Annotated in this window: 23 protein-coding genes; 20 read left to right on the top strand and 3 right to left on the bottom strand. The window is 72.3% G+C overall.

What is annotated here, in order from left to right:
• Positions 1 to 124: 124 nt before the first annotated feature.
• The 3 genes from LXM90_RS28735 to LXM90_RS28725 all read left to right on the top strand — a co-directional run bounded on the left by LXM90_RS28735 (position 125) and on the right by LXM90_RS28725 (position 5,109).
• A complete protein-coding gene (locus tag LXM90_RS28735) occupies positions 125 to 1,210 on the top strand; it encodes an efflux RND transporter periplasmic adaptor subunit (protein ID WP_091978509.1) in 1,086 nt (361 codons plus the stop codon).
• Entirely contained in the window at positions 1,207 to 4,320 is a 3,114-nt protein-coding gene (locus LXM90_RS28730; protein WP_103985140.1) for an efflux RND transporter permease subunit, read from the top strand. The genes LXM90_RS28735 and LXM90_RS28730 overlap by 4 nt, the downstream gene beginning before the upstream one ends.
• Before the next feature lie 246 nt (positions 4,321 to 4,566).
• Positions 4,567 to 5,109, top strand: a complete 543-nt coding sequence (locus LXM90_RS28725) for a TetR/AcrR family transcriptional regulator (RefSeq protein ID WP_020094907.1) — start codon at positions 4,567 to 4,569, stop codon at positions 5,107 to 5,109.
• A gap of 176 nt (positions 5,110 to 5,285) precedes the next feature.
• On the opposite strand, the gene LXM90_RS28720 is transcribed toward LXM90_RS28725, so the two are convergent.
• Both LXM90_RS28720 and LXM90_RS28715 read right to left on the bottom strand, forming a co-directional pair.
• Entirely contained in the window at positions 5,286 to 6,983 is a 1,698-nt protein-coding gene (locus tag LXM90_RS28720) for an IlvD/Edd family dehydratase (RefSeq protein WP_103985141.1), read from the bottom strand.
• A 51-nt stretch (positions 6,984 to 7,034) separates the two neighbouring features.
• Positions 7,035 to 7,334, bottom strand: coding sequence for a hypothetical protein (locus tag LXM90_RS28715; RefSeq protein WP_020094909.1), 300 nt, complete (start codon positions 7,332 to 7,334; stop codon positions 7,035 to 7,037).
• Between the two features lie 120 nt (positions 7,335 to 7,454).
• Between LXM90_RS28715 and LXM90_RS28710 the strand changes: the two genes are divergently transcribed.
• The 10 genes from LXM90_RS28710 to LXM90_RS28665 all read left to right on the top strand — a co-directional run bounded on the left by LXM90_RS28710 (position 7,455) and on the right by LXM90_RS28665 (position 17,433).
• Positions 7,455 to 8,378 (top strand): CDP-diacylglycerol diphosphatase, encoded by a 924-nt coding sequence (locus tag LXM90_RS28710; RefSeq protein WP_049961883.1) that lies wholly within the window; start codon positions 7,455 to 7,457, stop codon positions 8,376 to 8,378.
• A gap of 434 nt (positions 8,379 to 8,812) precedes the next feature.
• Positions 8,813 to 9,835: an ABC transporter substrate-binding protein gene (locus tag LXM90_RS28705; protein ID WP_020094911.1), complete on the top strand. Its 1,023-nt coding sequence runs from the start codon at positions 8,813 to 8,815 to the stop codon at positions 9,833 to 9,835.
• Positions 9,832 to 10,584 carry a succinate dehydrogenase/fumarate reductase iron-sulfur subunit gene (locus tag LXM90_RS28700; RefSeq protein WP_020094912.1) on the top strand — a complete coding sequence of 251 codons (753 nt, stop codon included), beginning with the start codon at positions 9,832 to 9,834 and terminating at the stop codon, positions 10,582 to 10,584. Before LXM90_RS28705 ends, LXM90_RS28700 begins: the two co-directional genes overlap by 4 nt.
• Positions 10,581 to 10,910, top strand: coding sequence for a succinate dehydrogenase membrane anchor (locus LXM90_RS28695; protein WP_020094913.1), 330 nt, complete (start codon positions 10,581 to 10,583; stop codon positions 10,908 to 10,910). Before LXM90_RS28700 ends, LXM90_RS28695 begins: the two co-directional genes overlap by 4 nt.
• Positions 10,907 to 11,284 (top strand): succinate dehydrogenase, cytochrome b556 subunit, encoded by a 378-nt coding sequence (locus LXM90_RS28690; RefSeq protein WP_020094914.1) that lies wholly within the window; start codon positions 10,907 to 10,909, stop codon positions 11,282 to 11,284. The genes LXM90_RS28695 and LXM90_RS28690 overlap by 4 nt, the downstream gene beginning before the upstream one ends.
• 30 nt (positions 11,285 to 11,314) lie before the next feature.
• Positions 11,315 to 12,187, top strand: a complete 873-nt coding sequence (locus LXM90_RS28685; protein ID WP_042672195.1) for a fumarate hydratase — start codon at positions 11,315 to 11,317, stop codon at positions 12,185 to 12,187.
• Positions 12,188 to 12,197: 10 nt separating this feature from the next.
• On the top strand, positions 12,198 to 12,809 hold the full coding sequence (locus tag LXM90_RS28680) for a fumarate hydratase C-terminal domain-containing protein (RefSeq protein WP_234083278.1): 612 nt from the start codon (positions 12,198 to 12,200) through the stop codon (positions 12,807 to 12,809).
• Positions 12,806 to 14,530 (top strand): L-aspartate oxidase, encoded by a 1,725-nt coding sequence (locus LXM90_RS28675; protein ID WP_234083277.1) that lies wholly within the window; start codon positions 12,806 to 12,808, stop codon positions 14,528 to 14,530. Before LXM90_RS28680 ends, LXM90_RS28675 begins: the two co-directional genes overlap by 4 nt.
• A 13-nt stretch (positions 14,531 to 14,543) precedes the next feature.
• The gene (locus LXM90_RS28670; protein ID WP_234083275.1) at positions 14,544 to 16,169 is read left to right on the top strand and encodes a thiamine pyrophosphate-binding protein; all 1,626 of its coding nucleotides are present in this window, start codon (positions 14,544 to 14,546) and stop codon (positions 16,167 to 16,169) included.
• Positions 16,170 to 16,428: 259 nt separating this feature from the next.
• Positions 16,429 to 17,433, top strand: a complete 1,005-nt coding sequence (locus LXM90_RS28665; RefSeq protein ID WP_103985144.1) for an ABC transporter substrate-binding protein — start codon at positions 16,429 to 16,431, stop codon at positions 17,431 to 17,433.
• Between the two features lie 17 nt (positions 17,434 to 17,450).
• On the opposite strand, the gene LXM90_RS28660 is transcribed toward LXM90_RS28665, so the two are convergent.
• A complete protein-coding gene (locus LXM90_RS28660) occupies positions 17,451 to 18,197 on the bottom strand; it encodes a sulfite exporter TauE/SafE family protein (protein ID WP_103985145.1) in 747 nt (248 codons plus the stop codon).
• Positions 18,198 to 18,534: 337 nt separating this feature from the next.
• On the opposite strand from LXM90_RS28660, the gene LXM90_RS28655 reads away from it, so the two are divergent.
• The 7 genes from LXM90_RS28655 to LXM90_RS28625 all read left to right on the top strand — a co-directional run bounded on the left by LXM90_RS28655 (position 18,535) and on the right by LXM90_RS28625 (position 25,799).
• Positions 18,535 to 18,852 carry a UxaA family hydrolase gene (locus tag LXM90_RS28655; RefSeq protein ID WP_020094921.1) on the top strand — a complete coding sequence of 106 codons (318 nt, stop codon included), beginning with the start codon at positions 18,535 to 18,537 and terminating at the stop codon, positions 18,850 to 18,852.
• A gap of 7 nt (positions 18,853 to 18,859) precedes the next feature.
• The gene (locus LXM90_RS28650; protein ID WP_326491911.1) at positions 18,860 to 20,140 is read left to right on the top strand and encodes a UxaA family hydrolase; all 1,281 of its coding nucleotides are present in this window, start codon (positions 18,860 to 18,862) and stop codon (positions 20,138 to 20,140) included.
• A gap of 136 nt (positions 20,141 to 20,276) precedes the next feature.
• Complete coding sequence (locus LXM90_RS28645) at positions 20,277 to 21,641, top strand: cation:dicarboxylate symporter family transporter (protein ID WP_100251796.1); 1,365 nt, start codon at positions 20,277 to 20,279, stop codon at positions 21,639 to 21,641.
• A 12-nt stretch (positions 21,642 to 21,653) separates the two neighbouring features.
• Complete coding sequence (locus tag LXM90_RS28640; protein ID WP_234083273.1) at positions 21,654 to 22,595, top strand: NAD(P)-dependent oxidoreductase; 942 nt, start codon at positions 21,654 to 21,656, stop codon at positions 22,593 to 22,595.
• A gap of 4 nt (positions 22,596 to 22,599) precedes the next feature.
• A complete protein-coding gene (locus LXM90_RS28635) occupies positions 22,600 to 23,589 on the top strand; it encodes an Ldh family oxidoreductase (protein ID WP_042672188.1) in 990 nt (329 codons plus the stop codon).
• A 75-nt stretch (positions 23,590 to 23,664) separates the two neighbouring features.
• Complete coding sequence (locus tag LXM90_RS28630) at positions 23,665 to 24,504, top strand: GntR family transcriptional regulator (RefSeq protein WP_049961882.1); 840 nt, start codon at positions 23,665 to 23,667, stop codon at positions 24,502 to 24,504.
• A gap of 89 nt (positions 24,505 to 24,593) precedes the next feature.
• Positions 24,594 to 25,799, top strand: a complete 1,206-nt coding sequence (locus tag LXM90_RS28625; RefSeq protein ID WP_026605217.1) for a molybdopterin-dependent oxidoreductase — start codon at positions 24,594 to 24,596, stop codon at positions 25,797 to 25,799.
• Positions 25,800 to 25,811: the final 12 nt, after the last annotated feature.

Raw genomic sequence — 25,811 nt, 5'->3', positions numbered from 1 at the left:
GGAGGGGACGGCGCGCGTCAGTCCTCGGCCGACGCCGGGCGCGGCCGCCATTGACCGCGGTATCGCGCCAGAATAAATGATGGTCATAATTCTTTTGGGCGATCGGCTGCGACGGGGCTCGGTGATGGACGCGCGATGGGTGATCGGGTTCGCCGGCTTGGCACTCGCGGCATGCTCGCCGGCCGAGACCGCCGTCACGCCGGAGCCGCCGCTGGTGCAGACCGTCGCGGTCGCGCCCGCCTCGGCGGCGGTGGCGCGCTACACCGGCGTGATCCGGGCGCGCACCGAGAGCAACCTCGGCTTCCGGGTCGGCGGCAAGATCTTCGAGCGCCTCGTCGACCCGGGCGACCACGTGCGCCTCGGCCAGCCCCTGATGCGGCTCGACCGGACCGACTTCACCCTGGCGCTCAACGCGGCCCGCGCCTCGGTCGAGGCGGCCCGCGCGCAGATGATCAAGGCCAGGGCCGACGAGGAGCGCAGCCGCAAGCTCGTCGGCGACGGGTGGACCTCCAAGCAGACCTACGACCAGAACAAGGCGGCCGCCGACGCGGCCATCGCCCAGTTCGCCAACGCCGAGGCGCAGGCGAGCCAGATCGCCAACCAGGCCGGCTATTCCGAGCTCCAGGCCGATGCCGACGGGGTCGTGATGGAGGTGCCGACCGAGCCCGGCCAGGTCGTCGCCGCCGGGCAGACGGTGGTGAAGCTCGCCCGCGACGGCGCGCGCGAGGCGGAGGTGTTCCTGCCGGAGGGGAGCCGGCAACGCGCGAAGGGCACGGCGTCGGCCACCCTCTACGCCGAGGGCGAGACGACCTACCCGGCCAAGCTCCGGGAATTGTCGGCCACGGCCGATCCGGCGACCCGCACATACCGCGCCCGCTACATCCTGTCGGGCGGGGGCGAGACCGCGCCCCTCGGGGCGACTGTGACGCTCCAGCTGATCCCTGCCCAGGGGCAGGCGCGGGCTTCGGTGTCCGTGCCGCTGGGGGCCCTGTTCGACCAGGGCGGCGGCTCGGCCGTCTGGCGCTACGACGCCGAGACCCAGACCGTCGCGGCGCAGCCCGTCACCGTCGCGCGCCTGTCGGAGGAGACCGCGGAAGTCGCCTCGGGCCTGACGCCCGGTGACCGGATCGTCGCGCTCGGCGCCCATCTGCTGAGAGCGGGCGAGAAGGTCCGTCAGGCCGACGCCAGCGTCGTGGAGGCCGGCCGATGAACGCCTCCGGCTTCAATCTCTCGGCCCTGGCGGTGCGCGAGCGCGCCGTCACGCTGTTCCTCCTGCTCGCCGTCACCGCGGCCGGGATCTTCGCCTTCGAGAAGCTCGGGCGCGCCGAGGACCCGACCTTCACGGTCAAGACCATGGCGGTCTCGGCCGCCTGGCCCGGCGCGACCACCGACGAGATGCAGCGGCAGGTCGCCGACCCGCTGGAGAAGCGGCTGCAGGAGCTCGTCTACTACGACCGCGTCGAGACGACCGTCCGCCCCGGCCTGATGCTGATGAAGGTCTTCTTCAAGGACAGTATGCCGCCGGCCCGGCTCCAGTCGGAATTCTACCAAGCGCGCAAGAAGCTCTCCGACCAGGCCTCCGGCCTGCCGCGCGGCGTGCTCGGGCCGCTGTTCAACGACGAGTTCTCGGACGTCTACTTCGCCCTCTACGCGCTCCAGGCCCAGGGGCTGCCGCACCGGCATCTCGTGCTCCGCGCCGAGGACCTGCGCCAGCGGCTGCTGCGCGTGCCCGGCGTCGAGAAGATCAACATCCTCGGCGAGCAGGCGCAGAAGATCTTCGTCGAGGTCTCCTACCAGCGCCTCGCGACCCTGGGCATCACCGGCCAGCAGCTGCTGGCGGCGCTCGCCAACCAGAACGACGTGACGCCGGCCGGCTTCGTCGAGGCCGACGGCCCGCGGGTCTACCTGCGCCTCGACGGCGCCATCGACGGCCTCGACGCGATCCGCGACCTGCCGGTGGCGGCCGGCGACCGCAGCCTCAAGCTCGGCGACATCGCCGAGGTGAAACGCGGCTACGAGGACCCGAAGACCTTCGCGATCCGCAACGACGGCGCGCCGGCCCTGGTGCTCGGCCTCGTGATGAAGCCGGGCTTCAACGGACTGAGCCTGGGCGAGGCGCTGAACGCCGAGGAGGTCGCGATCCATCGCGATCTCCCGACCGGCATCACCTTCACGAAGATCACCGACCAGGCGAGGGTGATCGACGACGCCATCCACGAGTTCATGGTGAAGTTCTTCACAGCGCTCTCGGTGGTGATCTTCGTCAGCCTCGTGGCGCTCGGCTTCCGGGTCGGCATCGTGGTGGCGCTGGCGGTGCCGCTCACCCTCTCGGCCGTGTTCGTGGTGATGATGATCACCGGCCGCGACTTCGACCGCATCACGCTCGGCGCGCTCATCATCTCACTGGGCCTCCTCGTCGACGACGCCATCATCGCCATCGAGATGATGGTGGTGCGCATGGAGGAGGGCGCCGACCGGGTCTCGGCGGCGACCCATGCCTGGAGCGCCACCGCCGCGCCGATGCTGACCGGCACGCTCGTCACCATCGCGGGCTTCCTGCCGGTGGGCTTCGCCGCCTCCACGGCGGGCGAGTATGCCGGCAACATCTTCTGGGTGGTGGCCTTCTCGCTGATCGTCTCGTGGATCGTGGCCGTGACCTTCACGCCCTACCTCGGCGTCAAGCTCCTGCCCGACATCAAGAAGGTCGAGGGCGGGCACGCCGCGATCTACGCCACGCGGAACTACCAGCGCCTGCGCCGGGTCGTGCGGCTCTCGGTCGACCACAAGTGGATGGCCGCCGGCATCACCGTGGCGCTGTTCGCGGCGGCCGCGGTCGGCATGGGCAAGGTCGAGAAGCAGTTCTTCCCGAACTCGGAGCGCTCCGAGCTCATCGTCGAGGTGACGCTGCCGACCGGGTCCGCCTTCGCGACCACCGAGGCCAGCGTCCGGAAGGTCGAGGCGGCCGTGCGCGCGCTGCCCGAGGCGGGCGAGATCACGAGCTATATCGGCCAGGGCATGCCGCGCTTCGTGCTCTCGTTCGACCCGGAGCTGCCGGACCCCGCCTTCGCGCAGATCGTCGTCCAGACCGCGGATTCCCACGCCCGCGACGTGCTGCGCGGCAAGGTGCGCAAGCTCGTGGACGACGGCCGCTTCCCCGAGGCGCGGGTGCGGGTGCTGCAGATCGTGTTCGGGCCGCCGGTGCGCTTCCCCGTCGCCTTCCGGGTGGTCGGGCCCGACCTCACCGTCATCCGGGGCATCGCCGCGGAGGTGCGCGACGTCATGATGGCCAACCCCAACATGCGCCTCGTCCACCTCGACTGGGGCGACAGGACGCCGACTCTGCACCTCGCCCTCGACCAGGAGCGCCTGCGCCTGATCGGCCTGACGCCGAAGGAGGCCGGCCAGCAGCTGCAGAGCTACCTCAACGGGACGCCGGCGACCCAGGTCCGCGAGAACCTCCGCTCCGTGGACGTGCTCCTGCGCAGCCCCGGCCCCGAGCGCCGCTCGCTCGGCGACATCGGCGACCTGACGCTGGCCACGCGGGACGGGCGGCAGGTGCCGCTCTCCCAGGTCGCGCACCTGGAGAGCCGCAACGAGGACGCGGTGCTCAAGCGCTACAACCGCGAGACCTACATCCGCGTGCAGGGCGACGTGATCGACGGCAAGCAGCCGCCGGACATCCACGCGCAGATCGTCCCCGAACTCGCGGCCATCAAGGCGAGGCTGCCGCCCGGCTACCGCATCGACACGGCCGGCTCGGTGGAGGAGAGCGAGAAGGCGATGAAGGCGCTCGTCACGGTCTTCCCGCTGATGCTGATCATGACCCTGACGGTCATCATGCTGCAGGTCCGCTCGTTCACCACGATGTTCATGGTGTTCGCGACCGCGCCGCTCGGCCTCGTCGGGGCGGTCCCGACGCTGCTCGTCTTCCACCAGCCCTTCGGCTTCAACGCGATCCTCGGCCTGATCGCGCTGTCCGGCATCCTGATGCGCAACACGCTGATCCTGGTGGACCAGATCCACCACGACCGCGCGGCGGGCCTGTCGGACTACGAGGCCATCGTCGAGTCGACGGTGCGGCGGGCCCGACCGGTGATCCTGACGGCCGCTGCCGCGATGCTCGCCTTCGTCCCGCTGACCCACTCGGTGTTCTGGGGGGCGCTGGCCTACGTGCTCATCGGCGGCGTCGGCGTCGGGACCCTGCTCACCCTGCTGTTCCTGCCGGCACTCTACGCCCTCTGGTTCCGGGTGGCGCGGGACGCGCACGCGCCGCGGACCGCACCCGGCCCCGCACCGGTGCCCGTGCCGGCCGAGCCCTGACCCGGCCGCCCCCCACCGATGCCCCGCTCGGGGCATCCCGCGATCGCGCGCTCGGGTCCCGGGCGCGCGGTGCGTCGACCGGCCCGCGCTTCGCCCCCTCGCCCGGGCCGGTCGGCAGCCCTGAACGGCCGCCGCGGCGCGACCGCGACGCCGCTCTCCGCCCGGCCTCGGGCATCCGCGGCTCGCCGTCCCTTCAATAAATGACATCTCGCATCTATGTGAGGAGGCGGAGCGGAGGACGGTACGATGCCGAGGGTCTCGCAGGAGCAAGCCAAGCTGAACCGCCAGCGCGTGGTCGAGGTCGCCTCGGCCCTGTTCCGGGAGCGCGGCCTGCACGGTATCGGCGTCGTCGACATCATGGCGGCCGCGGGCCTGACCCATGGCGGCTTCTACGGTCAGTTCGCCAGCAAGGATGCCCTCGCTGCGGAGGCGTTCGACGCGGCGATCAGCGCCGAGTACCGGGCCAACCTCGACGCCTTCATCGAGAATTACCTCTCCCTGGGGCATGTCCGCACGCCGGGGAGAGGCTGCCCCGTCGCGGCGCTGGTGAACGACGTCGGGCGTGAGCCGCCCGGAAGCGCCCTGCGGGCGCGGTTCACCCAGGGGGTCAAGGGGCTCGCCGGTCTCATCGCGGACAGGCTGCCCAGAGCGTCGAAGGAACGCCGCCGGCAGCGCGCCCTGATCGCGCTGTCGACCATGGTGGGGGCGGTGGTGCTGGCCCGGGGCGTCGACGACGAGGCCCTGGCCGGGGAACTGCTCGAGGCGGCGCGCTCCACGATCCCGGGCTGAGCCGGTCCGAGGCGGCACCCCGGCTCGGGCCGCCTCACCGCCGGGACAGGCACGGGCGATGCGATGGCCTCAGATGCCGCGACGGCGCGCGGCCCGCGGTCGGGCGGGCCGCGGTTTTCGGATCGACGGTGTCCGTCACGGCCGTCCGGCGCGTCCGGACGGAGGGTTGCGGGCCGTCAGCCCTCCGCCTTGGCGAGGAAGTCGAAGTCACAGCCTTCCGGGGCCTGCGTGACGCTGCGCCGGTAGAGCGCCTTGTAGCCCCGGGCCGGGGCCGGGGGCGGGCGATGGTCGGCGAGCCGGCGGGCGATCTCGTCCTGCGCGACCAGGAGATCGACGCGCTTGTCCCGGATCGACAGGCGGATGCGGTCGCCGTCGCGCACCGCGGCCAGCGGTCCGCCCACCGCGGCCTCCGGGGCCACGTGGAGGACGATCGACCCGAAGGCCGTGCCCGACATCCGCGCGTCGGAGATGCGCACCATGTCCTTCACGCCCGCCTGCGCCAGCTTCTTGGGGATCGGCAGGTAGCCCGCCTCCGGCATGCCGGCCGCGTGCGGGCCGGCATTCTGCAGGACGAGGATGTCGCCGGGCGCCACATCGAGGTCGGGGTCGTCGATGCGCGCCGAGAGGTCCTCCAGGCCGGTGAACACCACCGCCCGGCCCTCCGACTCGAACAGCTCGGGCGTCGCCGCCGCGCGCTTGAAGATCGCCCCGTCGGGCGCGAGGCTGCCGGACAGGGCCACCAAGCCGCCGACGGGCGATACGGGATCCGCCGCGGTGCGGATCACCGCGCGGTCGACCCAGGCCTCCGGCTCGTCCAGACGCTCGGCGAGCATCCGGCCCTCCACGTCCATGGTGTCGAGGTGAAGGAGCGGGCGCAGTTCGCGCAGGAGCGCGCCCATGCCGCCGGCGGCGTGGAAATCCTCCATGTAGCCCTGGCCCACGGGCTTCAGATCGACCAGCACCGGCGTCTCGTCGGAGATCTGATTGAACCGCTCGGGCGAGATCCGGATGCCGAGCCGCCCGGCGATGGCGGTGAGGTGCACGATGGCGTTGGTCGAGCCCGACACCGCCATCAGCACGCGGATCGCGTTCTCGACCGACTTCTGCGTGATCACCTGGGAGGGCCGGATCCGCGTCTCGATCAGCCGCACCGCCGCGCGGCCGGTCTCCTCGGCGGCCACCAGCCGGTCGGAATGCACCGCCGGGATCGCCGCGGTGCCCGGCAGCGACATGCCGAGCGCCTCCGCGATGCACGCCATGGTCGAGGCCGTGCCCATCACCGCGCAGGTGCCGGCCGTGACGGAGAGCCGACCCTCGACCTCGGCGATCTCCTCGGCGTCGACGGTGCCGGCCCGGTACTTGGCCCAGAAGCCCCGGCAATCCGTGCAGGCGCCGAGCCGCTGGCCCCGGTGGCGGCCGGTCGACATCGGGCCGGTGACGAGCTGGATCGCCGGCAGGTCGGCGGAGGCCGCGCCCATGAGCTGGGCCGGCACGGTCTTGTCGCAGCCGCCGATCAGCACCACCGCGTCCATCGGCTGGGCCCCGATCATCTCCTCGGTGTCCATGGCCATGAGGTTGCGGTACATCATGCTGGTCGGGTTGAGGAAAACCTCGCCGAGCGACACGGTCGGGAACGGCCGCGGCAGGGCGCCGGCCGCCAGCACGCCGCGGGAGACCGCCTCCACCAGCTCGGGCATGCCCCGGTGGCAGTTGTTGAAGCCCGACGGCGTCATGGCGATGCCGACCACCGGCTTGTTCAGCAGGCCGACCGAGATGCCCATCGAGCGCGCGAAGGAGCGGCGCAGGTACCGGGCGAAGTCGCGGTCGCCGTAATTGGTCAGGCCGCGGTCGAAGCCGTGCGGTTCGTCGGTCATGGTCGTCTCCTCGCGTGGGCGGCCCGGGTCGCCCCGGCCGTCCGGTCTGTCTCAGCGGTCGCCGGGCTCCCGGCTCCCGGAGCGCGCGTCGAGCAGGTCCTCGCGCGCGTCGTCCCACCCCTGTCGTTCGCGCCGCGTTCCCGGCGGCGCGCCGCCGGATCGGTTGCGGCCGCCGACGGCATCGGGGTGCGGACAGGCATGTCCCAGTCCGGCGCCGATGACGAGGCCTCTCAAGGCATGGCCCATCGGATAGGTGTCCGAGAAGGGGCCGCGCGGCTTCCGGAGCGCGAAAAGCGCGGCCGCGTCACCGCGTCCGGTGCCAGCCTCCACGGCGGCGCCCGCGTTCCGCACGATCCGTCCGGCGTTGCATCCGTAGCGGGACAGAGATCGCTCAGGCGGCGGGCGATCTGTAAGACGGTTCCGGCGTCGGCGGCCCCGGCGCTTCGCGGCAACGGGCTACCGGGTCACGTCATGGATTTGCGCAGAGCCGCGGCCGAGCTCACCCGTCAGGTGCGTGACGCCGTCCGCGGCCGGCCGGGCACCGTGTCACCGCGCGGCTCGACGGGGCGCGCGAGGACCGGGCTGTCGCGGCGATCGCTGGGCATCCTGCTCGTCCTCGCGGCGACGGCCGTCTGGCTGGCCGTCGCCCTCGTGCCCAACCTCCTCGGGAAGGGCGGAGCCCTGTGGGCGATCGTGCACGGCGCGTGCGTCCCCCACGCGTTGCGCGGACAGGGCCCCGCACCGTGCAGCCTGGTCGACCTGGAGGGTGGGGTCGAGAAGGGATACGCCATCCTCAAAGACCTTCGCGGGCGGGCGCAGTTCCTCCTGATCCCGACGGCGCGCATCACCGGCATCGAGAGCCCCGTGCTCCTCCAGCCCGGCACGACGAACTACTTCGCCAAGGCGTGGCGCGCCCGAACCTTCGTAGAGGAGCGTCTCGGCCATCCGCTCGACCGGCGGGACGTCAGTCTCGCGGTGAATTCGCGGCTGCGGCGGACTCAGGGGCAGCTGCACATCCACATCGACTGCGTCCGCCAGGATGTCCGCGACACCCTCCGCCGCCTCGCACCCACGATCGGGGATCGCTGGGCCCCTCTCGCGGAGCCGCTGGTCGGTCGCCCGTACAGGGCGATGCGCGTGCTCGGCGAGGATCTCGGCACCGCGGACCCGTTCGACCTGCTGGCGCGCGACGACGGGGCGCGCTCGGCCATGGGCGAGCACGCCCTGGCTGTCGTGGGCGCCGAGTTTCCGGGCGCGAAGCCGGGCTTCGTGCTCCTGGACGGTCTGGTGACCAGCCGCTTCGGCAAGGCCTCCAACGGCGAGGTCGTGCAGGACCACACCTGCGCCGTGGCGGCGGAGCCCGCATCGAGCGGATTTCGGCCACTGGAAGACTGACGCGGGCGGATCCGGCTTCCGCCGCGGGTCGGGTTGCGCGGTGCCGGCCGCAGGCCGCATTCCGGCCGGCCCTCGCGTGAGCGACGTCGCGGCAGCCGGCAGCGGCACGCCTGCGCGCAAGTCTTATAAATGACCTTAAATCTGTGCCGACGCCCGCAGCGGGGCGGGTAGCCCGAGACAAGGGCCGACTCTGACGCGTGCCATGTCGACGATCATCGCAATGAGAGCGAGGGCGAGAGCCGGTCGCAGGCCGCCGATCCGCCGCCGGTCCCCTCGCGCACGGGGCGCCTCGGTGCAGCCACCGGGAGCTCGGCCCTCAAGTCATATATATGACACATGAATGTTGACAGGCCTTCCCGGGGGCGTATCCTCGATCCGACGCCGACGAGGTCGCGGACTTCGCAAGATCGGCGCGCGGACAGGTGAGGAGCGCCATGACGGCACGGAGCATCATCCGGCTCGTCGGGACGGTCGCGGTCCTATGGGGGGCGCTCGGCGCCGCCCGGGCCGAGGTCTCGACCGTGCGGCTCGCCAAGCAGTTCGGGATCTCCTACCTGCCGCTCACCGTGATGGAGGAGGAGGGCCTGCTCGAGAAGCAGGCCAAGCAGCGCGGGCTCGACGTCAAGGCCGAGTGGCTGCGCTTCACCGGCGGCTCGGGGATGAACGAGGCCCTGCTCTCCGGGAACCTCGACCTCGCCTCCGGCGGCGTCGGCCCGTTCCTGACGATCTGGGGCCGGACGCAGGGCAATCTCAAGGTCAAGGGCGTGGCGGCGCTGAACGCGATGCCGCTCTGGCTGGTCACCATCAACCCGGCGGTGAAGGCGATCACGGATTTCGGGCCCCAGGACAAGATCGCCCTGCCGACCGCCAAGACCTCGATCCAGGCCATCACCCTGCAGATGGCCGCCGAGAAGGCCTTCGGGCCGGGCCAGCAGGCCAAGCTCGACCCGCTCACCGTCTCGATGGGGCACCCGGACGCGCAGACCGCCATGATGGGCGGCCGCTCCGAGATCACCGCCCATTTCGGCTCTCCGCCCTTCCAGGAGATGGAGCTGAAGGACCCGCGCGCCCGCAAGGTGCTCGACAGCTACGACGTGATGGGCGGCCCCCACACCTTCAACCTCGTCTGGGCGACCAACCGCTTCGTCACCGAGAACCCCAAGGTCACGGCGGCCTTCCGGGCGGCGCTGGAGGAGAGCCTCGCGCTGATCCGCGACGACCCGGCCCGGGCCGCCGCCCTGTGGATCAAGGCCGAGGGGGCGAAGATCTCGCCCGAGGAGGCCGTGGCCATCATCCGCGCGCCGCAGAACGCCTGGACCACCAAGCCCGAGCGGATGCTCGCCTACCTCGCGTACATGAACCGGGCCGGGCTGGTCTCGGCCAAGGCCGACAGCGAGAGCGAGCTGTTCTTCCCCGATCCGAACGCTGCCGGCGCTCCGAAGGAGGCCAACCGGTGACGGCTCCCGTCGGCCACGCGGCCGTCGACCCGGGTGCAGGCGAGACGCTGCGGGTGCATGTCCGGCGCGGCGAGACCGTCGCGGACTACGCGGTGCCGCGCCGGGCCAACCAGACGGTGCTCGACGTCGTCACCGAGATCCAGCGCGACCAGGACCCGACCCTCGCCTACCGGTTCGCCTGCCGCGTCGGCATGTGCGGCTCCTGCGGCATGACGGTGAACGGGCGCCCGCGCTGGACCTGCCGGACCCGGGTCGCCGCCGTGGCGCCCGACGGAGAGCTTCTGCTGGAGCCCCTGCGCAACCTGCCGGTGGTGAAGGACCTCGCGGTCGACATGGAGCCCTTCTTCGAGAAGTGGCGCCGGGCCCACGGCTTCTTCGAGCCGGGCGAGAACCCGCCCGAGGATTTCGCGGTCGTGGAACCGGAATCCGCCGCGCGCCGGGAGGTCGATGCCGGCATCGAGTGCATCAATTGCGGCGTCTGCTACGCCGCCTGCGATCTGGTGACGTGGAACCCCGACTATCTCGGGCCGGCGGCCCTCAACCGGGCCTGGACGCTGGTCAACGACGTGCGCGACCGCGACCGGGATCGGCTCGCCGCGGTGGCGGGCGATGCCGGCTGCCACTCCTGCCACAGCCACATGAGCTGCACCGAGCACTGTCCGAAGGGCCTGAGCCCGACCTTCTCGATCGCGGGCCTCAAGCGCGAGACCGGCAAGGCGGCGCTGCGCCGGTTCTGGAGGCGCGGATGAGCCCGCTCCTGTACCTCGCCCAGCGCGGCACCGCGGCGATCCTGGCGGTCACGGTCGCGGTCCATCTCGGCACGATCCTCTACGCGGTGCGCGGCGGGCTCACGGCCGGCGAGATCCTGGGCCGGACGCAGGGCAACCTCGCCTTCCTGCTGTTCTACGCGGTCTTCGTCCTGGCCGCCGCGATCCACGCGCCGATCGGCCTGCGCAGCGTCCTGCGCGAGTGGACCGGCTGGCGCGGCCGCTCCCTCGACGTCGCCATGATCGCCCTCTCGGCCCTGCTCGCCGGGCTGGGCCTGCGGGCGGCACTCGCGGTGTACGCGGCATGAGGACCGCCCCGGGCACGGCCGGGCGGGCCGGCATCACCCGCGCGTCCCTGCGCCGGCCCGGCTTCGCCGCCGCGCTGATCCACCGGCTCTCGGGGATCGCCCTGGCGCTGTTCCTGCCGATGCACTTCATCGCGCTCGGCACCGCGCTCCAGGGTGCCGACCGGCTGGAGAGCTTCCTCGGCCTCACCCACAACGGCCTCGTCCGCACGGCCGAATGGGGACTCGTCTGCGCGCTCGCCGTCCACATGGCGCTGGGGTTGCGCGTGCTCGCCATCGAGTGGCTGCGCTTCCGCGAGCGCAATGCCGGCGTCGTGGCGGGCTGTCTCGCGGCCGCCTTCGCGGTCGGCCTGCTGTTCCTCCTGAGCGGGGCCTGATCCCCCGACCGTCACCAGCGGAGACCCGCCATGGATCTCGACATCCGCGAATTCGAGGAGGTCTGCCGCGACCTCTACGTCCGCGCCCTGAAGATCCTGCCGCCCGACATCAAGGCGGGCTTCGCCGACCTGCAGCGGGCCGAGACCAGCGCCACCGGCCGCGCCATCCTCGACACGATGGTGGAGAACGTCGCGGTCGCGGAGCGCACGAAGAATATCCTCTGCCAGGATACCGGCATCCCGATCTACAACGTCGTGATCGGCGCCGACGTGCGCTTCGACGGCGCCGCGCTCAAGGCCGCGATCCGGCGCGGCTGCGAGCGGGCGACCAAGGACTTCTCCCTGCGCTCCTCGGTGGTCCACCCGATCACCCGCAGGAACGAGCAGACCTCCTGCGGCATCCGCGTGCCGATCATCCACGTCGACTTCGACGACCGGCCCGAGACCGTGGCGGTGGAGATGATCCCGAAGGGCTCGGGCTCCGAGAACGGCTCGTTCCTGCAGATGCTGCTGCCCTCGGACGGGATCGGCGCGGCCAAGCGCTTCGTCATCGACCGGGTGATCGAGCTCGGCGGCCGGGTCTGCCCGCCGACCATCGTGGGCGTCGGGCTCGGCGGCACCTCCGACCTGTGCATGCACCTCGCCAAGGTGGCGGCGACCCGGCCGCTGCGCTCGGTCTGCTCCGATCCCGAAGGCGCCCGGATCGAGGCCGAGCTGTCGCGGGCCGTGAACGAACTCGGCATCGGCCCGCAGGGGCTCGGGGGCCGGTCCACGAGCTTCGCCGTCCATGTCGAGCTCGCCGCGACCCACATCACCCAGAACCCGGTCGCGGTGAACATCCAGTGCCACTCGGCCCGCCGCGCCCGCGCGACGCTCACGCCCGGCGGCATCGCGTTCGATTGAGGAGCAGACCGTGGCCCACCACGTCCTCGACATGCCGGCCGGCGAGGCCGAGATCCGGGCGCTCCGGATCGGCGACACCGTCACCCTGCGGCGCTGGCTGTTCGGCATCCGCGACGCGACCCTGATCCACATGTTCGACCGGGACCGCCGCACCCGGCTCGACCTCGACGGCCACGCGGTGATCCACACCGCGCCGAACGTCCACCGCGTCCCGGTCTCCAACGAGGCGCCGGTCGGCTTCGCGCCGTTCTGCATCGGCACCACCACGTCGATGCGCATGGAGCGCTTCACCGACGCGCTGATGGAGCGCGAGGGCGTGCGCCTCATCGTCGGCAAGGGCGGCATGGGGCCGGCGACCCTCGACGCCTTCGCGCGGCGCGGCGGCGCCTACCTGGCGATCGTCGGCGGCGCGGCGGCGCTGGAGACCACCTGGATCGAGACCATCGTGGACGTCGACCTCGACGATCTCCATCCCGAGAGCCTGTGGCAGTTCGCGATCCGCGATTTCGGGCCGCTGCTGGTCGGCATGGATTCGCACGGCGGCTCGCTCTTCGCCGACGTGCAGCGCGACGTGGCCGCCCGGCGCGACGCCGTCATCGCCTCCCTCGAGGAGGCCCGATGAGCCCCGAACAGGTCGAGACCGACATCCTGATCCTCGGCTCCGGCGGGGCCGGGCTGTTCGCCGCGCTCCACGCCAAGAAGGTCGCGCCGGACCTCGACGTCACCGTCGCGGTGAAGGGTCTGCTGGGGAAATGCGGCTGCACCCGCATGGTCCAGGGCGGCTACAACGTGGCGCTGGCGCCGGGCGACTCGGTCGAGCGGCACTTCATGGACACGATCGAGGGCGGCAAGTGGCTGAACGACCAGGCGCTGGCCTGGACGCTCGTGACCGAGGCGCAGGTGCGGATCCGCGAGCTGGAGACCGAGCTCGGCTGCTTCTTCGACCGCAACCCGGACGGCAGCGTCCACCAGAAGGCCTTCGCGGGCCAGACCTTCGACCGGACGGTGCACAAGGGCGACCTGACCGGCATCGAGATCATCAACCGCCTGTCCGAGCAGGTCTGGCGCCGGGACGTGCACCGCCTGGAGGACCACCGCGCCCTGGAACTGATCCCGGCCCGGGACGGCTCGGGGCTGGCGGGCGTGCTGATGCTCGACATGCGCACCGGCGAACCGAAGCTGGTGCGGGCGAAGGCCGTGCTGCTCGCCACCGGCGGCGGGCCGACCATGTACAAGTACCACACGCCGTCGGGCGACAAGTCCTGCGACGGTCTCGCCATGGCTCTGCGCGCCGGGCTGCCGTTGCGCGACATGGAGATGGTGCAGTTCCACCCGACCGGGCTGCTCGCCGGCGCCGGCACCCGCATGACCGGGACGGTGCTGGAGGAGGGCCTGCGCGGAGCCGGCGGCTGGCTCCTCGATTCCACCGGCCAGCGCTTCATGGAGGCCTACGATCCGCGGGCCGAGCGCGCGACCCGGGACGTGGTCAGCCGCTCGATCATGCGGCGGCTGCGCGACGGCTTCGCCACGCCGAGCGGGGGCGTGCACATCCAGATGAGCCATCTCGGCCCCGAGGACGTGCGCCGCCGGTTCAAGGGCATGGTCGAGCGCTGCGCCGATTGCGGCTTCGACCTCGCGGGCGGGCTCGTCGAGGTCATCCCCACGGCCCACTACATGATGGGCGGCCTCCAGTTCGCGGTCGACTGCACCACCGCGCTGCCGCGCCTTTACGCTGCCGGCGAGGATACCGGCGGCGTCCACGGGGCGAACCGGCTGGGCGGCAACGGCGTTGCGAACTCCACGGTGTTCGGGGGGCTGGCCGGCCAGTCCATGGCGCGGGCCGTGACGCGCGAGGGCCGCCTCGCCGAGCCCGATCCCGCCGCCATCGAGGCGGGCCTCGCCCGCGCCTACGGCCCGCTCGGCCGGCCGGCGGAGTCGCTGCCGGAGATCCGCGAGGCGCTCTACGAGACGATGTGGGCCGATGTCGGCATCCTGCGGGACGCGGCCGGGCTGACCCGGGCGCTCGCCACCCTCGACGGGCTCTCCGACGCGGTCGCCCGGGCCGGCGCGCCGGACGGCGACCGCCGCTACGCGCTGACCTGGATGGACCGGCTGAACCTCGAGAACCTCGTGCTGGTCTCCCAGGCGGTCGCCCGGGCGGCGCTCGCCCGCACCGACAGCCGCGGCGCCCATTTCCGCGAGGATTTCCCGGAGGCCTCGGACCTCGCGACCTCGCACTTCACCGTGGTCCGCCAGCGCGGCGGGGCGCTCGACCTCGCGATGGAGCCGGTGCACTTCACGCATGTGCGGCCCGGCGGCTCGCTCCTCGACGCCGCCGCCTGAGGAGAGCCCGTCCATGCAGACCCTGCGCGGCGCCGACATCGTGGCCCGGACCCTGGAGGCGCTCGGCGTCACCCGGATCTTCACCCTGTCGGGCAACCACATCATGCCGGTCTTCGACGCCCTGCTGGAGACCGGGATCAGCCTCATCCACACCCGCCAGGAGGCGGCCTGCGTCCACATGGCCGACGCCTGGGGCCGGCTGACCGGCGAGGTCGGCGTCGCCCTGGTGACCGGTGGGCAGGGCCACACCAACGGCGCGGCGGCGCTCACCACGGCGCTCGCGGCCGAGTCGCCCGTGCTGCTGCTCTCCGGCCATGCGGGCCTGTCGGAGCTCGGGCGCGGCGCCTTCCAGGAACTGGCCCAGGCCGACATCGCCCGGCCGATGACCAAGGCCGCCTGGACCGCCGGGTCGGTCGCCGCCCTCGGGCCGGACCTCGCCCGGGCCTTCCGGATCGCCCGGGAGGGGCGGCCCGGCCCGGTCCATCTGAGCCTGCCGGTCGACCTGCTAGAGACGGCCGTCCCCGCCGCCTCGGTGCGGATCCCGGACCGGGCCGCGGCCGCCATCCGGATCGCCGAGCCGGCGCCGGATCTCGTGGCCGATCTCCTCGCTGCCCTCGCGGGGGCGGAACGGCCGCTGATCGCCTGCGGCCCGGCCCTGTGCGACGCCTCCGGCCGGGCTGCCATGGCAACGCTGGAAGAAACTCTCGGCCTGCCGGTCGTCGGCATGGAGAGCCCGCGCGGGATCAACGATCCGGCGCTCGGCGCCTTCGCGGAGATCCTGGCGCGGACCGATCTCCTCGTGCTCCTCGGCAAGCCGCTCGACTTCACCCTGCGCTTCGGCGCGGCGCCCGCCCTCGCGCCCGACTGCCGCTTCGCCGTCGTCGATCCCGATCCGGCGCTGTTGGCCCGCGCGCCGGCCGACCGCCTCGCCGTCTCGGGCCTCGCCGATCCGCGGCCGGTGCTGGCGGCGCTGACCGCGCGCGCCACCGCCCTCCCCCGCCGGGAGGCCTGGCACCGGGAGGCGCGGGCCGCCCTCGCCTACCGGCCGCCCGCCTGGGCGGAGCTGCGCGGGGGTGGTGCGCGCCTGCACCCGGTGGAGCTGTGCCGGGCGGTCGACGCCTTCCTGGAACGCCACCCCGACGGCACGCTGATCTGCGACGGCGGCGAGATCGGGCAGTGGCCGCAGGCCCTGGTCCGCGCCGGGCGCCGGCTGATCAACGGCGTCTCGGGCACGATCGGCGCGTCGATCCCCTTCGCGATCGCCGCCGCGCTGGAGCGCCCCGGTGCCCCCGTGGTCGCGGTGCTGGGCGACGGCACCTTCGGCTTCCACATGGCCGAGTTCGACACCGCCGTGCGCTATCGAATCCCGTTCGTCGCGGTGGTCGGCAACGACGCGCGCTGGAACGCCGAGCACCAGATCCAGCTGCGCAGCTACGGCCCCGAGCGGACGCGCCACTGCGACCTGCTCCCGACCCGCTACGACGCGGTCGTCCAGGCCCTCGGCGGCTTCGGGGCGCTGGTGACCGAGGCGGCCGAGCTTCCGGCGGCGCTGGAGGCGGCCCAGGCCAGCGGCCTGCCGGCCTGCATCAACGTGATGATCGCGAGCGTGGCGGCGCCGGTGATCCGCCGCCCCGGCTGAGGGGGCGAGCACGATACATGACGGCGACGCCGTCTTGCCGAATGAGGCGCGGGTCCCCTCTCCCGGGCGGGAGAGGGACAGGGTGAGGGATGAGACCTATCCGGACGAGGCGCACCGCGTAGGCGGTTCGAGGGCGGGCTTAATCCTGAACCTTCTCATCCCTCACCCCAACCCTCTCCCGCTCGGGAGAGGGGGCAGGTCGCGCCCGCCACGTGCGCCGGCGCGACGGTCGTGGACCTTGGGCTCAAGGAGGGGAATCATGCGCAGACGCGACGTTCTGGCCGGGGCAGCGGCGTTCCTGGCGAGTCCCGTCCCGGGGCGGGCCGACGAGGTCGGCGCGGTGGCGATCGCCCGCCAGCCGAGCCTCGGCCACCTGCCGCTGATGCTGATGGAGGAGCAGGGCCTGCTCCAGAAGGCCGCGGCCGCCCGCGGCGTGGCGGGGCTCCAGGCGCGCTACCTCACCCTCGCGGGCGGGGCGGCGATGAACGACGCCCTGCTCTCCGGGACGATCCAGTTCGCGGCCGGCGGCGTGCCGCCCCTCGTGCTGCTCTGGTCGAAGACCGAGGGCACCGCCATGGCGGTGAAGGGCGTGGCGGCGATGAACAGCATGCCGCTCCTGATGAACACCAGCAATCCGAAGGTGCACCGGCTCGCCGACTTCACCGACCGGGACAAGATCGCGCTCCCCGCCGTGAAGGTCTCGGTCCAGGCGATGTTCCTGCAGATGGCCGCCGAGAAGGAGCTCGGCGCAGGCCGCCGCAACGACCTCGACCGGCTCACCGTCACCCTCTCCCATCCCGACGGCATGGCGGCGCTCCTCGGGGGCAGCGAGGTGACGGCCCATTTCACCGCCGCGCCGATCCAGGAGCTGGAGCTGCGCCGGCCCGGCATCCGCACGGTGCTGAACAGCTTCGACGTGCTGGGCGAACCCTCGACCTTCAACGTCGTCTGGGCGTCCTCGGCCTTCGCGGGCGCCAATCCCCGTGTCGTCGCGGCTTTCAACGCCGCCCTGGACGACGCGCTCGCCGCGATCACGGCCGATCCGTCGGAGGCGGCGCGCGCCTACGTGCGGCTCGCCCGCAACGGGAGCGATGTCGGGCTGATCACCGAGATCCTGAAGGACCCGCAGGTCTCCTTCACGGCGACGCCCCGGGCGGTCGGAAAGGTCGCCGACTTCATGGCCCGCACCGGCACGATCCGTCGCCGGCCGGAGAGCTGGAAGGACCTGTTCTTCGCGGGCGTCCACGACAAGGCGGGCAGCTGACGCCCCACCGGCCGCGCTCAGTTCTGCAGCAGGCCGGGCAGCGCCAGGGCCGTCGTGGTCAGGCCGATCGCGGCGAGCAGCGCGAGGACGAGCGTGCGGAAGCGGCGCTGGTCGATCCGGGCGAACAGCGAGAGCCCGGCGAGCACGCTCACCAGCACCACCGGCAGCGCCAGGGCGAGGTCGCCGAGGAGCTCGGGCGGCAGCGGATCGAGATAGACGAGGATCGTCAGGGCCCAGACCTGCATCACCAGGGTGAAGGACTGGTAGACCGCCCGCTGGGTGCGCGGATCCCAGCCGCGCACGAGGCTCCAGGCCGTCGGCAGGGCGCCGGACAGGCCGGCGATCCCGCCCAGCACGCCGCCCAGGAAGCCGATCGCGCCGTCACTCCAGCGATTGCCGAAGCCGACCCGGTAATCGGCGCGCAGCAGCGCGACGCCGCCGCTGTAGAGGACAAGGAAGGCGCCGATCGCGACCTTGATGAAGCGCGGATCGAGATCATGCAGCAGGTGGATGCCGATCGGCGCGCCGACGATGCCCGGCAGGATCATCGCGAAGGCGGTGCCCCGCGGCGGCCAGGTCCGCAGGCGCAGGATCGAGATCACCTGCGAGAGGATGCTGCAGACGAGCACCAGGGCGGTCGCCTCCACGGGCGTGCGGATCGACAGCAGCGTGCCGGAGGCGATCAGCGCGAAGGCGAAGCCCGTCAGGCCCGAGATCACGCCGGCGCAGCCGACGCACAGGATCAGGAGAAGCGTCTCGTTCACCGGGGGCGCCCGGCCCGGCCGATCCCATCCGCGCGCACACCCGCCATTCTCGTCCTCCCGGCCCGCGTCCCGCCGGGGCGGGCTCTCTTTCCATGTATCTTATATAAGACTTGTTCGACTGAGCAAGGCACATGCCTCTGCGGCGCGACAGGGTCGGCCCTCCGGATCCGGCTCGCGACCTCCCACCGCCACAGAGGAGGAGGGGGCGCTCGGTGCCGTCCCCGAACCAGTGAAATCACCCGCACCCCTCGATCACCCGTTGACGCCGGACACCTCATTGGTCTTATATAAGACCAGTCGCCGCCGAGAAGCCGACGACGCAGATCAGGAGGACCGCATGAGCAGCCACGCCGCGTCCGGCGCGGGGCGCCGCAAGCCGCATCTTCTCGCCCATTCCCCCCAGGACAACGTCGCCGTCGCGGTGATCGAGGGCCTGAGCGCGAGCACCGACGCCTTCGGGGTGGTCACCGAGAACGACAGCACCTTCGAGGTCCATGTCCGCCACGACATCCCGATCGGCCACAAGGTCGCGCTCACCGACCTGAAGGCCGGCGACACGGCCATCAAGTACGGCCAGGACATCGGCAAGGTCATCAAGGACGTCGCCAAGGGCGAGCACGTCCACGTCCACAACGTCAAGACGAAGCGCTGGTGAGGTGACGATGTTCAAGGAAGCCGCTCAGCTCGAACACGAGATCGCCACCCCCTTCGTCGGCGGTGCGCCCGATCAGTTCGCCACCAAGGCGCTCGCGACCGGGCGCGCCTCGGAGAACTACACCTCCGCCACCTTCATGGGCTGGCGCCGGGAGAACGGCCGGGTCGGCGTGCGCAACCACGTCGTGCTCCTGCCGCTGGACGACCTGTCCAACGCCGCCTGCGAGGCGGTCGCCAACAATGTGAAGGGCACGATGGCGCTGCCCCACGCCTACGGCCGGCTCCAGTTCGGCGAGGACCTGGACCTCCACTTCCGCACCCTGATCGGCATCGGCTCGAACCCGAACGTCGCCGCCGTCGTGGTGATCGGCATCGAGGACCAGTGGACCAACCGCGTGGTCGAGGGCATCGCCAAGACCGGCAAGCCGGTCGTCGGCTTCGGCATCGAGGGCCACGGCGACATCGCGATCGTCGCCAGGGCGAGCTACCAGGCCAAGCGCTTCGTGCAGTGGGCCACCGAGCTCCAACGCGAGGAATGCCCGATCGCCGACCTCTGGGTCTCGACCAAGTGCGGCGAGTCCGACACCACCACCGGCCTCGCCTCCTGCCCCACCGTCGGCAACATGTACGACAAGCTGATCCCGCACGGGATCTACGGGGTGTTCGGCGAGACCTCGGAGATCACCGGCGCGGAGCACCTCTGTCGCGAGCGGGCGATCAGCCCGGAAGTCTCCGACAAGTGGTACACGATGTGGAAGGCCTACCAGGACGACGTGATCGAGGCCCACAAGACCGACGATCTCTCGGACTCGCAGCCGACCAAGGGCAACATCGCGGGCGGCCTCACCACGATCGAGGAGAAGGCGCTCGGCAACCTCGAGAAGATCGGCCACGAGTGCCGGTTCATCGACGCGCTGCAGCCCGCGGAGGCGCCCGCCAAGGGGCCCGGCCTGTACTTCATGGACACGTCCTCGGCGGCGGCCGAGTGCGTCACCCTGATGGCGGCGGCCGGCTACGTGGTGCACACCTTCCCGACCGGCCAGGGCAACGTCATCGGCAACCCGATCGTCCCGGTGATCAAGATCACCGGCAATCCCCGGACCGTGCGGACCATGGGCGAGCATATCGACGTCGACGTCTCGGGTGTGCTCACCCGTGAGATGACGATCCCGCAGGCCGGCGACGCGCTCATCGACATGGTGGTGCGCACCGCCAACGGCCGGCTCACGGCGGCCGAGTCCCTCGGCCACCGGGAATTCGTGATGACGAAGCTCTACCGCAGCGCCTGACGCACAAGTCCCGCGCCCGCGGACCGCGATCCGGTCCGCGGGCGCGGCCCCGACGCCACGGGGTCAGGACCACGCCGGAGCGCACGACCGCGGGGGAAACCGCGGCGGCCTCCGTCCCGTCATTCTGGAGGAACGCATGAGGCTGCTTCGGTCGATCTACGGCCAGGTCCTGCTCGGCATCGCGCTGGGCATCGCGGTCGGGGTGGTGGCCCCCGATTTCGCCGTGGGCTGCAAGATCCTCGGCGACATGTTCATCAACCTGATCAAGATGATCGTCGCCCCCGTGATCTTCTGCACGGTCGTGGTCGGCATCGCGCATGTCGGCGACATGAAGAGCGTCGGCCGGATGGGCCTGAAGACCATCCTGTACTTCGAGGTCGCCACGACCGTGGCGCTCGCCGCGGGCCTCCTGTTCGTCAACCTGCTGCGGCCGGGCGACGGCGTGAACGCCACGGTCGACAGCCTCGACGCCAAGCTGGTCGCCGGCATCGCCGGCAAGGCCCACGCGCAGTCGCCGATGGAGATCGTCGCCAACATCATCCCGCACAGCGCGGTCGACGCCTTCGCCAAGGGCGACCTGATCCAGGTGATGTTCTTCTCGGTGCTCGTCGGCATGGGTCTGGCGATGCTCGGCCGGCGCGGCGAGTTCCCGCTCAAGGTGGTCCACGCCTTCGGCGACGTGCTGATGAAGGTCGTCGGCCTGATCATGCACTTCGCGCCGATCGGAGCCTTCGGGGCGATGGCCTTCACCATCGGCAAGTTCGGGCTCGGCATCCTCGCCCAGTACGGGATGCTGATCGTCTCCCTCTACCTGACCTTCATCGTGTTCATCGCGGTCTTCCTCGGCGGCGTGATGCGCTTCTACGTCGGCCTGAGCCTGTGGAAGCTGTTCCGCTACAGCCGGGAGGAGCTGTTCATCCTGCTCGGCACCACGAGCTCGGAATCGGTGCTGCCGCGGATCATGGCCAAGCTCAACGGCCTCGGGGTCGACAAGAGCGTCACCGGCCTCGTGATGCCCGCCGGCCTGTCCTTCAACATGGACGGCTCGTGCATCTACCTGACCATGGCGATCGGCTTCATCGCCCAGGCTCTCAACGTGCCGCTGACCTGGGAGCAGGAGCTCGGCATCCTCGCCATCGCGCTGGTGACCTCGAAGGGCGTGGCAGGCGTGGCCGGCGCCATCCTGTTCGTGCTCGCCGCGACGCTCCAGGCCTCGCAGCTCCTGCCGGTGGCGGGCATCGCCCTGATCATCGGGGTGGACCGCATCCTGAACGAGCTGCGCTGCGTGACCAACGCGGTCGGCAACATGGTGGCGACCCTCGTGATCGCCCGCTGGGAGGGCAAGATCGACCTCGCCCACGCCCGGGCGGTGCTCGACGGCCGCATCACCCCGAACCTCGACCTTCTCGACGACGAGGACGAGGCGGCGGACGCGATCCCCGCCCGCGAGCCGGCGGCGGCCTCGCGCCGCCCCCTCCCCGCTGCCGTGCCGGCGACCTGAGAAGGATCCTCCATGCCCAAGGTCATCATCAGCGAGTTCATGGACGAGGCCGCGATCGCGGCCGAGCTCGCCGGCCTCGACGTGCAGTACGATCCCGGCCTCGTCGACCGGCCCGGGGACCTCGCCGCCGCCGTGGCCCGGGCCGACGCCCTGATCGTGCGCAACCGGACCCAGGTCCGCGGCCCTCTGCTCGACGCCGCCCGCGACCTCAAGGTCGTCGGCCGCCTCGGCGTCGGCCTCGACAACATCGACGTCCCGGCCTGCCGGGCGCGCGGCATCGCGGTCTACCCGGCCACCGGCGCCAACGACGGCGCGGTCGCCGAGTACGTGGTCGCCACCGCGATGCTGCTCCTGCGCGGCGCCTACGGGGCGAGCGCCGCCGTCGCCGCCGGCGCGTGGCCGCGCAACGCCCTGATGGGCCGCGAGATCGCCGGCAAGCGCCTCGGCCTCGTCGGCTTCGGGTCGATCGCCCGCGAGACTGCCCGGAGGGCGGCGGCCCTCGGCATGACGGTCGCCGCCCACGACCCCTTCGTGGCCGCGGGCGACCCGGCCTGGAACCCGGCCTACGGCCCCGTGCAGAGCCAGGCGCTCGACGCGCTGATCGCGCAGAGCGACGTGCTCTCGCTGCACGTGCCGCTCACCGATCAGACCCGCGGGTTGATCGACGCGGCGGCGCTGGCCCGGATGCCTGCGGGCGCGATCCTGATCAACGCGGCCCGCGGCGGGGTGGTGGACGAGGCCGCCGTGGCGCAAGCCCTGCGCTCCGGCCATCTCGGCGGCGCGGCGCTGGACGTGTTCGACCGGGAGCCCCTCGACGCGGCGGCGGGCGCCGTCTTCGCCGACGTGCCGAACCTGATCCTCACGCCGCACATCGCCGGGGTGACGCAGGAATCGAACGTGCGCGTCTCCGCCGTCACGGCCGCGGCCGTCCGCCGCCATCTCACGGAGCGCTGAGCCGATGCCGAACCTGACCCTGTCGGAGGCCGAGGCCCTCGCCGCCGACGCCCTCGTCCGCTGCGGCACGGCCGAGGCCGCGGCCCGGAGCGTCGCCCGCGCCCTGGTCGGCGCCGAGGCGGACGGGCTCAAGGGCCACGGCCTGTCGCGGGTCGCGCCCTACGCGGCGCAGGTGCGTGCCGGGAAGGTCGCGGGCGACGCGGTCCCGCTTGCGTCGCGCCCGCGGCCGGGCCTGCTCGCGATCGACGCCGCCCACGGCTTCGCCTACCCGGCGATCGACCTCGCCCTGGAGGCGCTGCCGGGCGTCGCGCGCCAGCAGGGCGTGGCGGCGGCGGGCATCCGCCGCTCACACCATTGCGGCGCGGCCGGCCGCCCGGTCGAGGCCCTGGCCGAGCAGGGCTGCGTCGCCCTGCTCTTCGCCAACACGCCCGCCGCGATGGCCCCCTGGGGCGGGCGTCAGGCGGTGTTCGGCACCAACCCGCTGGCCTTCGCCTGCCCGCTGCCGGGCCGCGCGCCGATCGTGGTCGACCTCGCCCTGTCGAAGGTGGCCCGCGCCAACATCGTCGGGGCGGCCAAGCGCGGCGAGCCGATCCCCGAGGGCTGGGCCCTCGACGCGGAGGGACGCCCGACGACCGACGCCACGGCCGCCCTCGACGGCACCATGGTGCCGCTGGGCGACGCCAAGGGGACGGCGCTCGCCCTGATGGTCGAGCTGCTGGCCGCCGGGCTCGTCGGCGCGCGCTTCGCCGGTGAAGCCTCCTCGTTCCTCGACGCCGCGGGCGACCCGCCGGGCACCGGGCAGCTGATCCTCGCCCTCGACGCTTCGGCGCTCAGCCCGGACGCGCCGGAGCGCTTCGCGGCGCTGGCCGGCGCGATCGAGGCGCAGGACGGCGCCCGGCTCCCGGGCAGCCGCCGGCTCGGGCTCCGCCGCCGGGCCGCTGAGGCGGGCCTCGACGTGGCCGAAGCCCTCGTGGCCGAGATCCGGGCGCTGTGAGGCGTAACGCCTGTGCGGAGGAAGAACCCGTGATTGCTCCCGTCGGCAGGGCGACGTAAGCGAGAGGAGGGAGAGGTGCTGGACACAACCTTCGACGCTCTACCCACGGATGGGGCTCTGCGTCGTCACGCGATGGAACGGTCAGGCGAAGGGCAGGCAGGTTCGGGGCGCGCAGACTCGGGGCGCGCAGACTCGGGACGCGCCGGCGCGGTCGGCTTCCGCCCGCTCTACCGGCAGGTCTACGACACGCTGCTGAAGCGCCTGGCCGACGCGGTCTGGCAGCCCGGCCAGATCCTTCCGAGCGAGGGGCAGCTCGCCGCCGAGCTGGGCGTCAGCCAGGGGACGGTGCGCAAGGCGCTCGACGCGCTCACCGCCGACAGCCTGCTGGTGCGCCGCCAGGGCCGCGGGACGTTCGTGGCCGACCACGACGACAAGCAGAGCGTCTTCCGCTTCCTGAAGCTGCGGCCGGACGGCGACGGCACCGGCATGCCCACGAGCCGGGTCACGGGGATCGCGGAGGCGGCCGCCAGCGCCGACGAGCGCGGGCGGCTCGACCTCGTGCGGTCCGCCCGCGTGGTCCGGATCGAGCGCGTGCGCGCCGTCGACGCCAAGCTGTGCGTGGTCGAGACGATCAGCGTGCCCGCCGGCCTGTTCCCGGGCATCGCCCAGATCGAGCTGCCGAACACCCTCTACAGCCTCTACGCCACCCGCTACGGCATCACGATCGCCACCGCCAACGAGCGCCTGAAGGCCGTGGCGATCGGGCCCCGCGAGGCCGAGCTGCTCCAGGTGCCCGCCGGAACCCCCGCCCTCGAGATCGACCGCGTCGCCATCGACCTCGAGGAGCGGCCGGTCGAGTGGCGCCTCTCGACCTGCCTGACGCAGGACATCCACTACCTCTCGGTCCTTCGCTGACCGGGATCCCCCGACGCGCCGCCTCGCAGTCGAAGGCGGGGCGCGCCGAACCGGACCTCCGCTGCCACAGCCTGAACGGGGAGCGCGCGATGACCGATCGCGGAAGACGGGACTTCATGCGGCTGAGCGCCCTCGGCGCCCTCGCCGCGCTCGGGGGCGTGCCGCGCGCACGGGCGGCCGACGGGGGGACGCTGCCCTTCGGCAACGGCGAGCGGCCGCTCGTGGCCTATCCGGGCAAGCGGCCGCTCCTGCAGATGACCGCGCGCCCGCCGCAGCTGGAGACGCCGTTCGCGGTCTTCGACGGGGGCGCGATCACGCCGAACGACGCGTTCTTCGTCCGCTACCACCTCGCCGACATCCCGACCGAGATCGACCCGCAGGCCTTCCGCGTCGCCGTGACCGGGCAGGTCGAGCGCCCGCTCTCCCTGTCGCTCGCCGACCTCAAGGCGATGCCCCAGACCGAGATCGTCGCGGTCAACCAGTGCTCGGGCAATTCCCGCGGCTTCTTCGAGCCGCGCATCGCCGGCGGCCAGCTCGCCAACGGCGCCATGGGCTGCGCCCGCTGGACCGGCGTGCCGCTCAAGACGGTGCTCGACCGGGCCGGCGTGAAGGCCGGCGCCGTGCAGGTCGCCTTCAACGGCCTCGACGGGCCGGTCCTGCCCGAGACGCCGGACTTCGCCAAGGCGCTGACCCTCGACCACGCCCGGGACGGCGCGGTGCTGCTCGCCTGGGGCATGAACGGGCAGGACCTGCCCTGGCTCAACGGCTTCCCGCTCCGCCTCGTGGTGCCGGGCTACTACGGCACCTACTGGGTCAAGCACCTCGACAGCATCGCCGTCCTCGATCACCCCTTCGAGGGCTTCTGGATGAAGACGGCCTACCGCATCCCCGACAATCCCTGCGCCTGCACCGAGCCCGGCAAGGCGCCGGACAGGACCGTCCCGATCGGCCGCCTCAACGTCCGCTCCTTCCTGACGAACCTGACCGACGGCGCGCCGGTGAAGGCGGGTCCGGTCGCCCTGCGGGGCATCGCGTTCGACGGCGGCTCGGGCATCCGGGACGTCGCGGTCTCGGCCGACGACGGCCGGACCTGGAGCGCGGCCCGGCTCGGCCAGGATCTCGGCCCCTACGCCTTCCGCACCTGGACCGCGGAGGTCGATCTCGCGCCGGGCGCCCACGCCCTGCGCGTGCGGGCCACGGGCAACGACGGCGCGACCCAGCCGATGGAGCCGCGCTGGAACCCCGCCGGCTACATGCGCAACGTCGTCGAGACGACCCGCGTGCGCGCGGCCTAGAGGGAGGATCGG

This window comes from Methylobacterium oryzae (genome assembly GCF_021398735.1).
In the GTDB taxonomy this organism is placed as follows: Bacteria; Pseudomonadota; Alphaproteobacteria; order Rhizobiales; family Beijerinckiaceae; genus Methylobacterium.
This window is presented reverse-complemented; position numbering and strand designations above follow the sequence as displayed.